This window comes from Corynebacterium sp. c8Ua_99 (genome assembly GCF_039907185.1).
Taxonomy (GTDB): Bacteria; Actinomycetota; Actinomycetes; order Mycobacteriales; family Mycobacteriaceae; genus Corynebacterium; species Corynebacterium jeikeium_D.
Map to the genome: position 1 here is coordinate 94,252 of NZ_JASBOG010000004.1, position 13,614 is coordinate 107,865.

Consider the following 13,614-nt stretch of genomic DNA (forward strand, 5'->3'; position numbering starts at 1 on the left):
GCCGGGCTACTTCTTGGCCACTACTGGCTCAATTGGGTTACCTCGCCAGGAGGTGTGCGCAGGAACATGGTCACCGCGCATGACGAGAGAACCGGGCTCGACGCGGCAGCCGTCGTCAAGCACAGATGCCGGCAGTGCGACTGAGTGCGGTCCCAGCACGGAGCCGTGTCCGATGTGGACGGTGTCGAGCGTCATCACACGGTCGGTGAACAGGTGCGTCTGAACGACACAACCGCGGCCGACAGAGGCACCCCGCGCGATGGTGACCAGGTCGGTCTCGGGCAGCCAGTACGTCTCCAGCCACACGCCGTGGCCGACGTTTGCGCCGAGCAGACGCATCGCGCGTGCGATACCGCCGGTGGCCATCGCCGGGTTCAGGTACCACGGCGCGGCGACCATTTCGACGAATGCATCCTGCAGCTCGTTGAGCCAGACGAACTTGCTCCACAATGGGTGATCACCGGGCTTGTGCTTGCCGACGCACACCCACTTGGCCACGACCGTGACCAACAGCCCCAGCACACCAACAATCAGCAGCACGGCAGGGGAGAGTAGCCACGCGACCACCAGGCCGAGCAGGGCAGCGTTGACGCCATCTGCAGTGACCAACTCCGCGGTGAACATGCCAATTCCCTGCAGACTCAACAACGTGATTGTTGCCAGCATGAGAGAGACCATCGGCGCCAGGATGCGCAGCGTTTCGACAATGCCGCGGGCGACCTTCAATCCCGTAGTCGGACGGTAGGTCTGCGCTGACTCATCGCTGGAGACGGTGCCCACGCGGCGCATGCGCTCTGGCGGCGAACCCCACCAGTTGGAGCCGGACTTGGTCTTCTTCGGGGTAGAGGACAGCACGGCCACCAGCGAGTTCTTCGCCAGCTTGCGTTCCGGAAGCGTGATGCCGGAGTTGCCCAGGAAGGCGCGCTTGCCGATGCGGGAGTCGCCCACCAGCAGCCAACCACCGCCGAGCTCGTAGCTGCCGACCATGGTGTCGTCAGCCAAGAAGGACTCGTCCTTGACGTGCAAGAACTTCGGAATACCGATCGCGGTGGAGACTTCGCTGTCGTGACCAATTTGGGCGCCCAGTGCACGCAGCCACAGCGGCGTCAGCATGGAGGCGTAGATGAAAAATAGGTCGTGACGGGCAGCGTCCATCAGGCGAATTGTCGCCCAGGACTGCCAACCCACGCGCGAACGCACCGGGAACACTCCCGGCTTCAGACCGATGCTGAACAGGCGCACGAGAATCAGCGTCAGCAGGGCATACACCGCAACACCGACGAAGGTGGCGGGAATAGTCCACAGCACGGCACTGCCCAGCGTTGACCAGAGATTCGAGGTGGATAGCTCGGTGGTGCCGTCGATAAGCCCCGTGCCCCAACCGATGACAGCAGCCATCGCGACCGCAGCGGACAGCGGCACCAATGTCAGCAAGACAGCGGTGAGACCGTAGATAGCCACCCAGTGGCGGCGAGCCGGCGGAACTTCCTCCGGGAAGCGGTGCTTGGACCGACCGACCTTGCGAGCCGGGGAACCCGACCAGCGCGCGCCAGCCTTGACCTTCTTCTCACCGGTGACGGTGGAACCCGCCTCGATGTGAGCGTCATTGCCAATACGCGCGCCGGGCAGCAGCGTTGAACGGGCACCGATGCGGGCGTGCTTGCCAATAGTGACCTCGCCGACGTGGACGACATCGCCATCGACCCAGTATCCGGACAGGTCTACCTCCGGCTCGATCGAGCAGTAATCATCCAGTTTGACCAGACCCGTCACCGGCGGCAGCGCGTGCAGATTCACACCCTTACCAATGCGGGCGCCCAGCATGCGGGCGTACCACAGCACGAACGGAGCGCCCGCCACTGAGTGGGCGCCAGAGCTCTCTGCCAGACGTTCGGCCGCCCATAGCCGCAGATGTACCGAACCGCCACGCGGGTAATCACCCGGGGTGATGTTGCGCGTGAGCAGGCGTGTCGTCGCCGCGTTGATGGGCATGACCCCCAGCGGGGTCAGGAACAGCACGGCCAGTACGGCCACCAACCAGCCTGGTAGCGCCAGCGGTCCGCCGATAACCCAGTTGATAATCGCAAGCCACGTTACCCAGCGCATGCCACGTGCCCACTGCAATGGCACCATGAGGCTTACCTGGGCCCAACGGGTCTTACGGGAGACAGGCGTCGGCTCGGGCACCTTTTCCAGGTGAGCGGTGGGGTCGCTGGCGTCGTCGGCAAGCATGTCGTCGCTGATGAAACCGCGCGCGACCAGCTCCTCGGCGAGATTGCCCAGGCGCGGGTGGTCGTAGAGATCGCGCACGGCGACCTGTGGGGCGCGCTGGCGAATGCGCGCAATGACGCTCGCCGCCGCCAAGGACGTGCCGCCCAGGGCGAAGAAGTCCGAGGCCGCGCCGGGCGCAGGTACGGACAGCACGTCCGCCCAGATGTCGGACAGCCACTTCTCTACAGGGCTCAGCTTGTCGACGTCGCCCTCACCCGCACGCGCAGGCAGTGGCCACGGCAACGCCGCCTTGTCGACCTTGCCGGAGGTACGAACCGGCAGCTCATCCATGATGTGCAGGCGTGGCACCATCGCGGCTGGCATGGCATCGCGGAGAGTATCCATGCACTTGTCGTAGTCCATGGCTGCGGCGTCGCCACCGGCGCCGACGTAGCCGACCAGGATGGAGTCGCCAGCACCGGTCTTCTGCACCACGACAGTCGCCTGAGTAGCGCCGGGGAGGGCAGCCAGGTGCGCCTCGACCTCGCCGAGCTCAATACGGCGCCCGCCGATTTTCACCTGATCGTCGACGCGGCCGGTGAAGTACAGTCCGCCCTCATCCATGATGACGTGGTCGCCGGTGCGGTACGCGCGCTCCCAGCCCAGGGCTGGCAGCGGCGCGTACTTCTCGGCGTCCTTCTCCGGATCCAAGTAGCGCGCGAGTCCCACACCGCCAATGACCAGCTCGCCCTTGGTGCCCGGTGGGACGGGGTTGCCCTCCTCGTCGATAACGGTGAGGTCCCAGCCGTCCAGAGGAAAACCAATGGTCACGGGCTTGCCAGGCTTCAGCTCGATGCCGGAGGCCACGACGGTGGCCTCGGTGGGGCCGTAGGTGTTCCACATTTCGCGTTCTGGGGTGGACAGTCGCTCGACCAGCTCTTGCGGGCAGGCCTCGCCGCCGACGATGAGCAGGCGCACGCTGTCGAGTGCCTCGGCGGGCCACAGGCCGGCCAGTGTCGGCACCGTGGAAACAGCGGTGATGTGGCGGGAAATCAGCCATGGGCCCAGGTCCACACCGGAGCGCACCAGCGAACGCGGGGCCGGCACCAGGCAGGCGCCATTTCGCCAGGCCAGCCACATTTCCTCACAGGAGGCGTCGAAGGCGACGGACAGGCCGGCGAGAACGCGGTCGTCCGGGCCGAGCGGCCCTTCCGGGTGGTTGGCCAAGAACCAGCGGGCCTCCGCATCGACAAAAGCGGCGGCGCTGCGGTGGGTGACCGCCACGCCCTTGGGCTTGCCGGTGGAGCCAGAGGTGAAAATAATCCAGCAGTCATCGTCAGGAGTGGGCTCCTGCGAGATGATCTCGCGTGCGCTCGGCGGCGTCGGTTCCGTCTCTTCCTCGTCGGAGTCGGCGTCGGAGTCCAGCGGGCGGGGGCGATTACGCGCCGTAGAGCCAGCCAAATGTAGGCCTTCAGCATCGAAGTAACCGGCGATACCGGCCTCGCCGAAGACCATTTCGGCACGCTCGTCGGGGTCGTCCGCATCCACCGGAACGTAGGCGGCACCGGCAGCCATGATGGACAAAATTGCCAGGTAGAGCTCGCGGCTTCCCGACGGCATCCGCACACCAATGCGGTCGCCGCGACGGATGCCCTGTTCGTAGAGCCACGTAGCTGTGGAATCAATCTCGTTGATCAATTCCGCATACGTGACGACAACCTCGCCGTCATCGATGGCCTCAGCCTCAGGGAACCTTCGCGCGGTCGCCCGGACAATGTCAATGAGTGTGCGCTCAAGCGGCTGTTCCGTAGTGCGTAGGAACTTCGCTTCAGTGGTTGTCACTTGAGAGCCCCCTTCTTATTCTTCTTGCGCTTTTTCTTCTTCTTCGACTTCTTCCGTTTAGGACGCTGGGCATCGCTTGACGACGTCGCCTGCGTCTTATTCTCCGCCATGCCCTTGGTGTCTGTCTCAGTGGCCGTGACCTCTGGGGTAGCGGCCTCGGGGTTCTTCGCGCCGGAGTCAGTTTCGGGGCTTGCAGCGGAGTCGTCGGCAAGCGATGCAAGCAGCGCGCGTACCTCGGGTGCGCATTCGGCGACGGCGGCGCGCTCGGCTCTGCGGAGTGAGCGTCGCAGAGATGCGCGGGTAGTGTTGCCCGTTTCTGTCAGTGCGATGAGCTGGCGGCGACGATCCTTGGAGTCTCGGGTGCGCTCGACTAGATTTGCCGACTCCAGAGAGTCAATCAGGCGAACCATGTCCGAGCGGTCCATGCCGAGCAGCGCGCTCAGCTCGGTTTGAGCCATGTCGCCGCCATCGGCGATGGCCTCCAGAACCCAATAACCGCGGATGGAAATCGACTCAATCTGAGTGCGGCCAAGAGCCGCGTTGACGCTGGCACGGACAGCCGCATCGAGCTGTGCCAGGCACCAGGACGCGGATTTGCGCAGGGCGGCCGGTGCGACGGCGGGTTCGCTTGCGGAGCCGGGCTTGCACTTGGACTTAGCGCTGGCCTTGTTTTTGGCTTTCGCTCCCTTGCGAGCCTTCTTCGCCTTGGTGCCGCTCTGTGCGTCGACAGCAGACACCTTCGCGTCTACGTCGGCTGCCACACCACCGCTGGTGTCGGCTGAGTCCGCCGAGGAAAGTACGGATGAATCAGACATACTTCCCATACTAGACAATCTGGGGAACCGTCAATAATGGGACATGGCCAACTAATAATGTCCCTGTTTGCCTGCGGATTGTTAGAAGGTCTGTGCTTTGGGGTGGGTAGATAAAAGAAAAACTGCCCTGCGGGTAGGCAGGGCAGTTGTAGTTGGTTTAGTTGGCCTTCTCCATTGGGCGGCCGAAGTGCTCCCAGTCGATCATGCCGCCGGTGATGACGATGGTGTCGATACCGTTCTTCTCCAACCAGGAAGAAACCTGAGCGGCACGTCCACCGGAGCGGCACATCAGGTAAATGTCGGAATCCAAATCCAGCTCGCCGTAGCGGGACGGAATCTCTTCCATGGGGATGTGAACGGCGCCGGTGGCGTGGCCGTCATCCCACTCCATCTGTGAGCGGACATCAATGATCTGTGCGTCTTCGGGTACTTCAGATACGTTTACGGTTTCCATAGTGCGCACTATACGCAATCTGGCCTTATCGCCGGAAGCACAAAGGCCGCCGGAGGAAAACTCCGACGGCCGTAGCGCTGAATCACAGGAACTGCGTCAAAGGTGCGAGCCCCAGAAAGGGAGATTGGCTAGCGCAATTCTTACTTGTGGCTCTTACTTGTGGCGCTCGATAGCCTCAGCCAGGATGCGCTCAGCCTCAGCCTTGTCGCCCCAGCCCGAACCGGAAACTTCCTTGCCCGGCTCCAGGTCCTTGTAGTGGACGAAGAAGTGCTCAATCTCGTCCTTGGTGAACTGGGAAACATCGTCGATGTCCTGGTAGTGGTCGAAGCGGACATCATCCAGGACGCACAGCAGCTTGTCGTCGCCGCCGGCCTCGTCGGTCATCTTGAAAACGCCGAGCGGACGAGCCTTGACAATAACGCCCGGGAAAACCGGCTCCGGCAGGATCACGAGAGCGTCCAACGGGTCGCCATCCTCGCCGAGGGTTTCATCGATGAAGCCGTAGTCGGCCGGGTAGGCCATTGGGGTGAACAGGTAGCGGTCGAGGTAGACCTTGCCGGTCTCGTGGTCGACTTCGTACTTGTTGCGCTGACCCTTCGGGATCTCAATAGTGACCTCAACGCTCACGGCGATGACTCCTTATAATCGGTGTACACTTCTCTGACGGCTATCTTATGCGAAACCCGCTCAAAACCGTTTATTTGTGCACCTTAAGTGAGGTTTTGTTTTCAGGAAGAAGGTGTTTGTGACCGTGGGTAGTACCGACTCTGACAGCTCCAAAACCGCCGCTAAGGGCACGCAAAAATCGCCCAGTTCCGTAAAATCCGGCAAATCCAAGAAGTCGCGCGGACTGAAAATCGGCGGTGCCATCGCCGGTGTTCTCGTTATCGCAGCGGGCAGCGGCGTAGCGGTTGTCGTCAATAACAATCGTCAGATTGTTGTCGATGCACCGCCCGCGGTCAGTCATGTCTCTGCTCCTGTGACGGCGGCGCAGTCTTCGCTTGACGACGGCGCTCTGGCTCAAAAAGTCAGCGCCATCATGGACGCTGCTGCGGCCGATCCAGCCTTCGGTGAGCTGCATGGAATTGTCAGCGATGCTTCGACCGGCCAGAAGCTGTGGGGGGTCAATGACACCGCGGTGGCCATGCCGGCGTCCAGCATGAAGATTCTCACTGCGTCTGCCGCACTGTTGGACTTAGGTGAAGATCATCGGGTTTCCACCCGTGTCTCCCGGGTTACGGGGACTAACGACATCGTTTTGCACGGCGGGGGCGACCCCACCTTAAGCAAGGACGGGGAAGGGTTCTTCCAGGACTCGGCTTCACTCGCTGAGTTGGCGAAAAAGATTTCCGTGGTCATTCCGGAGGGGGTCGGCAAGGTTTATCTCGACAACTCTCTATTCACCGAGAGTTTCCACGAGACCTGGGAGCGTGCGGGGCTGGAGGACGGCTACATCGCACCGGTGGAGTCGGTGATGATGGACGCCGGTCGTATCGATCCGACGAATGAAGAATCGCAGCGCAGCGCCACGCCCGCCGCGGATGCCGCTGATGCACTGGCCAAGGCGCTTGGTGCGGAAAACGGAGGCAGCTTGAGGGATGCGGCCAAGGATGGTCAGTCACTGCCTCTGGATCCAGACCCCGTCGCGCTCGTGCAGTCGGCCCCGCTGGTTACCCGTGTGCACGAGATGATGAACTACAGCGACAACGTGCTTGCCGAGTCCATTGCCCGTGAGGTGGCTATCTCTCGCGGTCTGCCGCCGACCTTTGAGGGGGCCGCACGTGCCGTGCGCGACACTCTCGCGGAGCACGGTTTTCCTCTCGATGGCGCCGTGCTGTCGGACTCCAGCGGCCTGAGCACGGATAACCGTATTTCTCCGCAGCATCTCTCCGAGGTGCTCAATTCGGCCGCGGGTCCGGTGGAATCGGCCGAGCAGGGGGGACTGGCGGAGTCGCAGGAGTCGTCGGAAAGCGCTGCGTTGCGGTTGCGCCCACTGCTGGATAGCCTGCCGGTGGCGGCGGTGTCCGGCACTCTGGCGACGCGCTTTGCTGGTCAGTCCGGGGCGGGCATCGTCCGTGCGAAGACAGGCACGCTGAATAAAGCCTCGGCGTTGGCGGGATATGTGGTGACGAAGTCGGGACAGGTGCTGACGTTCGCACTGATTTCCAACGAGGCGAGCCTGTTGCCGGCAAGAGCTGCGTCCGATAAGGCAGCGAGCGCCCTTGCGGATATCTAAACTGAGATTTATTTTCCACTGAAAATAATTTGAGGAGATGAATCTGCAATGGCCTCTCACACTTCCGCGATTAGGAACTTGCCAACCGTTCGCGAGATTGCCGCACAGGTCCGCGAGGGAAAGCTAAGCCCGGTGGACAGCGTGCAGCGCAGTCTCGACGCTATCGCCAGACTGGATGGAGGGATTCATGCCTTCCGCGAAGTGTGGACGGATAGGGCTCTGCAGGCTGCGCGGGAACTCGAGCAAAGCGAGAAACTCTCGGAGTTGCCGCTCGCAGGTGTGCCATTTGCGCTGAAGGAAAACACCGCTCTAGAAAACCCGTTTGTCCAGCAGTTGACTAGCGCCGGTGCAATCGCGGTGGGAACTACGGTGAATCCGCAGTTCTGTACGTGGGGGACGACGACGCTGCCGGGACTGGCCGTCGACAATCCGATTCTGCCGGGGCACACTCCGGGTGGGTCCTCCGGTGGATCCGCAGCGGCTGTCGCTGCTGGGATGGTTCCGTTTGCGCAGGGCAACGACGGCATGGGGTCACTTCGTATCCCTGCAGCGTGCTGCGGGCTTTCGACTCTGAAGGCGACCCCGGGAACAATGCCGGGGCGCGTGGGCGGCAATGACTGGTACGGAATGTCTGTCCAGGGGGTGCTCACAGTCGACAACGATGACTTGCGCCTGATCACCAAGATCCTCACAAATGGCATAGTGGATGCGGAGGATCCGGCGAAGACCCTGCCTGAAAACTTCGCCGTCAGCGTGGACACCACTGCGCCCGTATTCGGTTTGAAGGCTGCACCGGAGTACGTCGATGCGGCACAACAGGCGGCGAGAGTATTCGCGGACAAGGGATTTGCCGTCACGGAAAAGAACATGCCGTACCCGCTGAACCCACTGCCGATGCTCGCGCGCTGGACTGCGGGGGTGGCGGATCAGCTTCGCGACGAGCCGCGCCCTGATCACCTGGAGTGGCGCAATCGAGTCCACGCCGGCATTGGACGCTTGCTGCGTTTCACAATCAATGGCCGCCAAGTGGCACGCGATGGCGCCCGCATCGAGCGTGAGCTGCCGGGTGACACCATTTTGATTACCCCAGCTTTGGCCAAGAATCCACCGCGGATCCGCGCGTGGCATCGTATGCCCTGGATTGTGAATCTGCTGTCCAATCTGCGCTTCACTCCCTACGTCTCGACGTGGAATTACCTGGGATTTCCGGCCGGTATCGTTGTGGAACCGATCTCTGGGTTGCCGGTGCAACTGATTGCGCGCCCGACCCAGGAGCGAATTCTGCTTACCGCGATGGAAGCCATCGCAAGTGGTGGGCGCGTTGGCTAGACCTTTTTGGCCGGACCGCAGCCCTCATTTCCTTATCATTCGGCAAGCTGTCCGCGCGATAGTGCAGCAGGTGGGGCAGGAATTGGGCAGCGGTATTGTCATTGGGCTTTCCGGCGGTGCGGATTCGCTGGCCCTGACCGCCGGGGCCTGTGCGGAAGCTCTCGGGCCGAAGGGTGCGCTGGCCGGGCGTAAAGTCCACGCCGTCGTCGTGGATCATCAGCTTCAGCAGGGCTCTGCTGAAGTCGCCGAGCGCGCCGCCCACATAGCTCGGGGGATGGGGGCTACGGCCGAGGTTATCGCGGTCGATATCAACAACAATTCCGACCGTGGTCCCGAATACGAGGCGCGTTTGGCACGACACACAGTGCTACGGGAAGTCGCCCAATCTCGAGGTGCGGCGCTGATGCTCGCCCACACCTTGGACGACCAGGCGGAAACAGTTTTGCTGCGGCTGGCCAGGGGCGGCGGTCCGCAGGCGCTGTCCGCCATCCGCGACAACCTCACGTGGTCTGACGGGACTCGGATTCTGCGCCCGCTGCTCGGTGTACGACGCAGCGACACGCAGCTCTGCTGCGAAGAGCTGGGCTTGAAGGTGTGGCATGACCCGCACAACCATGACGACCATTACGCCCGCGTCCGGGTTCGAAAGACGATTTTGCCGCTGCTGGAGCAGGAGCTGGGTCCGGGAGTTGCGGAAAATCTCGCTAAGACTGCGGCGATTGCAGCAGCCGACAATGACTTTTTGGACGCTCACGCCGAGTCAGCTCTGCATGCGCTGCTGGGGGAGGAAGAGGCGTCGGCAAGCGGGAGCCTGTCTGTGCGAGGGGTGGCTGAGCTTGACGACGCCATCGCGGTGCGCGTCCTCGCGCGTTGGTTGAGGCAGGCGGGTGCGGAGCCCAGTAGTAAACAGATCGACATGGTGATGGCGCTCGTGCACCGCTATCACGGCCAGGGCGAAGTGCCGGTGACCCGCGGTCGCGATGGTGCTGACAGAAATGCCAGGTTGGTCGTTGAGCGAAAAGATGGCACTCTACAATTGGTAATGAATCGTCCCGCGGTGCCTTAAGAAGGGTGCCGCAATCCAACTTCCGGCGGCTGAGAACAATCGGTTGCCATAGCTCTGAACTTGCACTGGGGCAGTTACGCTCCATCGACACGCCGCCATAGAAGTGCGGAAAGGAAATGCGATGCATGATGTGAAGGATTTCAACGTCCCCGCAAACCCCTACGGCGATGAGGTAGAGGCAGTTCTCATTGGCGAAGAGGAGCTGCATGCTCGCATTGCCGAGATGGCGCATCGTGTGAATGAGAAGTACAAGGATGCCGACAGCGATCTGATTCTGGTCGCAGTGCTCAAGGGTGCGGTGTTCTTCCTGACTGACTTTGCTCGTCAGCTCAGCATTCCCAGCCAGATGGAGTTCATGGCGGTTTCCAGTTACGGAAACTCCACCTCGTCGTCAGGCGTGGTGCGTATTTTGAAGGACCTGGATCGCGATATTGAGGGACGCGATGTTGTGATCGTCGAGGACATCATTGACTCCGGCCTGACCCTGTCCTGGTTGATGAAGAACCTGCGCAACCGTAATCCGCGCTCCCTGGAGGTCATTACGCTGTTGCGTAAGCCGGAGGCTGTGCGCACCAGCCTGGATGTTGCGGATGTTGGCTTCGACATTCCGAACGAGTTCGTCATCGGTTACGGCCTGGATTACGCCGAGCGCTACCGCGACCTGCCGTACGTCGGCACGCTTCACCCGCGCGTTTACCAGGGCTAGGTCTGTCTTCGGCGCTTATTGCACAGTGCCGATGCTTTACGACGGGCATTGCGCGCGTACCCTCCCGCAGTTCTAGCTGTCTTCTAGCTATGAAAAGTGGGAGTTGGAAACTTTTTTCGGTTGCGATGCGTTATGCCTACTGTGGGGTCAGGTGCCATGAGCCCTGGCCCCACGTTGTGTCATTGATGTGTCTTCGAGAAGAACTCGTTGATGCGTACAATTAATAAAAGCAACTAATAGATGTAGAGAGCGAAAAGCGAACCCACTGTATGGACAAGAAAAAGGTGTTCCGGTTTGCCACCGTTGCCGGCATCATCCTGATTATCCTCTTTGCTATTACTCAGCTGGCGGATGATTCCCGGGAATACCGCGAGGTGGATACGTCCGTTGCCCTGACCCAGTTGGATAAGGGCAATGTCACGGAAGCTCAGATTGACGATCGTGAACAGCGAATTCGCCTCACCCTGAAGAAGGGCGTGGAGGTCGAGGGTACTGAGGACGTCACGAAGGTGATGACCAAGTACCCAGCGCGTGCGACCGACCAAGTCTTTGACAAGGTCACCGCCGCCAAGGGTATGGAGAAGTTCGATACCAAGGTCACGCAGGATTCCTTCCTGATGTCCACCTTGGGCTTCCTGCTGCCGATGGTGATCTTCTTCTTCGTCATCATGTACTTCTTCAGCCGCATGCAAGGCGGCAAGAACGGCATGTTCGGCTTTGGTGGCAACCGTGCCAAGCTGCTGAACAAGGAGACTCCGACCAATACGTTCGAGGATGTTGCTGGTGCCGATGAGGCCGTCCAGGAGCTCGACGAGATTAGGGATTTCCTGCAGCACCCAGCTCGCTACGAGGAGCTCGGCGCGAAGATTCCGCGTGGTGTTCTGCTCTACGGTCCTCCAGGTACCGGTAAGACCTTGCTGGCCCGCGCCGTCGCTGGTGAGGCAGGAGTGCCTTTCTACACCATCTCGGGTTCGGACTTCGTTGAAATGTTCGTCGGTGTCGGTGCCTCTCGTGTCCGTGACCTGTTTAATCAGGCCAAGGAAAACAGCCCGTGCATTATCTTCATCGACGAGATCGACGCCGTCGGCCGCCAGCGTGGTGCCGGCATGGGCGGTGGCCATGATGAGCGTGAGCAAACCCTGAACCAGCTGCTGGTGGAGATGGATGGTTTTGGTGATCGTCAGGGCGTGATCATCATGGCTGCGACCAACCGTCCGGATATTCTCGACCCGGCGCTGCTGCGTCCGGGCCGTTTTGACCGACAGATTCCGGTGGGCGCACCAGACCTGAAGGGCCGCGAGGCAATTCTGAAGGTCCACGCCCGGAACAAGCCGCTTGGACCGGATGCGGATCTGACATCGCTGGCCAAGCGTACCGCCGGTATGAGCGGTGCTGATCTGCAGAACGTGCTGAATGAAGCTGCGCTGCTGACCGCTCGCGTCAACGGCAACATCATTACTGCGGATGCGCTGGAAGAGGCAGTCGACCGAGTTATCGGCGGTCCGCGCCGTACCTCCAAGGTGATCTCCGAGCAGGAGAAGAAGGTCACCGCCTACCACGAGGGTGGCCACACCCTGGCTGCGTGGGCGCTGAAGGACATCGAGCGTGTTTACAAGGTCACCATCTTGGCTCGCGGTCGCACTGGTGGACATGCGCTGACCGTCCCCGAGGACGACAAGGGCATGTATAACCTGCCAGAGCTCTTTGCCCGTCTGGTCTTCGCCATGGGTGGTCGCGCTGCCGAGGAGCTGGTTTTCGGACTGCCGACTACCGGTGCTTCTGCCGATATTGAGCAGGCCACCAAGATTGCTCGCGCCATGGTGACCGAGTACGGCATGTCGCCGGAGCTCGGCCCGGTGAAGTACGGGGAGGAGCAGGGCGACCCGTTCGTCGGCCGCGGTGGCAGCGGCTCTCTGGACTACTCTCCGGAGGTGGCAGCAACCATTGATCAGCAGGTTCGTTTGCTGATCAATAAGGCTCACGACGAGGCCTACGCCATCCTGAAGGAAAACCGCGACACTCTCGATGTTCTGGCTGAGAAACTGCTGGAGAAGGAGACCCTGCGTCGTCCGGATCTGGAAGTTATCTTCACCGATGTCGTTCCGCGTGAGCGCCTGAACTTCTTCGATAGCGACACCAAGCACCCGGCCGATGGCCGCGAGCCGGTGAAGACACCGGTGGAGTTGGCAATCGAGCGCGGCGAGGAACCGCCGAAGCGTGTCAACATCTTCGCGCCGGTGCGCCGCCGCGAACCAGAGAACCAGGACGCGGGCAACAACGGCAATGGTCAGGGGCCGGCAGGCTCCGCTGGTGCCGGTAATGCTAGTGTCCCGGGTCTGCCGGGCGCCCAGCAGGACCGACCGAATGTTCCGGTTTACGGTGGCACCCCACCGCCGGCTGGTTGGACCGCTCCAGGTTGGCCGCCGAAGGATACCGGCAGCACGCACGGTTCGGCTCCCGCACCGGCACCGGCGCCTGCGCCGACTCCTCGCCCTGAGGGGCAGAATCAGCCGGGTTCACAGGAAGGCCAGGGCAACGCGCGTGGCCAGCACCCGGGCACTGCTAACTACCCGGCAGGTGCGCCGGACTTCGGCTCGAAGGCAACCGGTATTGGTAGCAACGGTGGCAACGGCCCCGCGAATATCCCTGCCCCTCCGAAGATGCCGTGGGACAGGCAGGGTGGACGTCACCGCCAGGACAACTCTGGCAGCGATGCCACCCCGACTACGGTGATGCCGTCGGCGGGACAGCAGCAGGAGCTGCGCGGATTCCGTCTCCCGGATAACGAGCAGCCGGAATACACAGAGCGTTCGGAAAACGCGAAGAACGCCGACAACTCCGATGACAAGGGGGCACAGATGCACGATTCGGATAAGGACGGCGTCGTCAAGCGAAACGAAGACAACAGCGCCTGGCAGGACAAGCCGGACACCAACGAGGAGCGATAAGTACACA

9 protein-coding genes are annotated in these 13,614 nt (G+C 61.8%); 5 read left to right on the forward strand and 4 right to left on the reverse strand.

Annotated elements, in window-relative coordinates:
- Window positions 1–6: 6 nt before the first annotated feature.
- The 4 genes from QKE19_RS03775 to QKE19_RS03790 form a co-directional block, all read right to left on the reverse strand.
- Complete coding sequence (locus QKE19_RS03775; RefSeq protein WP_347890404.1) at window positions 7–4,053, reverse strand: Pls/PosA family non-ribosomal peptide synthetase; 4,047 nt, start codon at window positions 4,051–4,053, stop codon at window positions 7–9.
- A complete protein-coding gene (locus QKE19_RS03780; RefSeq protein ID WP_347890406.1) occupies window positions 4,050–4,868 on the reverse strand; it encodes a MarR family winged helix-turn-helix transcriptional regulator in 819 nt (272 codons plus the stop codon). Before QKE19_RS03780 ends, QKE19_RS03775 begins: the two co-directional genes overlap by 4 nt.
- Before the next feature lie 157 nt (window positions 4,869–5,025).
- Window positions 5,026–5,322 (reverse strand): rhodanese-like domain-containing protein, encoded by a 297-nt coding sequence (locus tag QKE19_RS03785; RefSeq protein ID WP_016421494.1) that lies wholly within the window; start codon window positions 5,320–5,322, stop codon window positions 5,026–5,028.
- Between the two features lie 153 nt (window positions 5,323–5,475).
- A complete protein-coding gene (locus tag QKE19_RS03790; RefSeq protein ID WP_005510088.1) occupies window positions 5,476–5,949 on the reverse strand; it encodes an inorganic diphosphatase in 474 nt (157 codons plus the stop codon).
- 124 nt (window positions 5,950–6,073) lie between these two features.
- On the opposite strand from QKE19_RS03790, the gene dacB reads away from it, so the two are divergent.
- From dacB to ftsH, 5 genes are all read left to right on the forward strand, one after another.
- Window positions 6,074–7,558, forward strand: coding sequence for a D-alanyl-D-alanine carboxypeptidase/D-alanyl-D-alanine-endopeptidase (dacB, locus tag QKE19_RS03795; protein WP_241482445.1), 1,485 nt, complete (start codon window positions 6,074–6,076; stop codon window positions 7,556–7,558).
- A gap of 48 nt (window positions 7,559–7,606) precedes the next feature.
- Window positions 7,607–8,887 carry an amidase family protein gene (locus tag QKE19_RS03800; protein WP_347890409.1) on the forward strand — a complete coding sequence of 427 codons (1,281 nt, stop codon included), beginning with the start codon at window positions 7,607–7,609 and terminating at the stop codon, window positions 8,885–8,887.
- Window positions 8,871–9,953, forward strand: coding sequence for a tRNA lysidine(34) synthetase TilS (tilS, locus tag QKE19_RS03805; RefSeq protein WP_347890442.1), 1,083 nt, complete (start codon window positions 8,871–8,873; stop codon window positions 9,951–9,953). The genes QKE19_RS03800 and tilS overlap by 17 nt, the downstream gene beginning before the upstream one ends.
- 121 nt (window positions 9,954–10,074) lie before the next feature.
- Window positions 10,075–10,659 carry a hypoxanthine phosphoribosyltransferase gene (gene hpt / locus QKE19_RS03810; RefSeq protein WP_005510094.1) on the forward strand — a complete coding sequence of 195 codons (585 nt, stop codon included), beginning with the start codon at window positions 10,075–10,077 and terminating at the stop codon, window positions 10,657–10,659.
- Window positions 10,660–10,928: 269 nt separating this feature from the next.
- A complete protein-coding gene (ftsH, locus tag QKE19_RS03815) occupies window positions 10,929–13,607 on the forward strand; it encodes an ATP-dependent zinc metalloprotease FtsH (RefSeq protein WP_347890412.1) in 2,679 nt (892 codons plus the stop codon).
- Window positions 13,608–13,614: the final 7 nt, after the last annotated feature.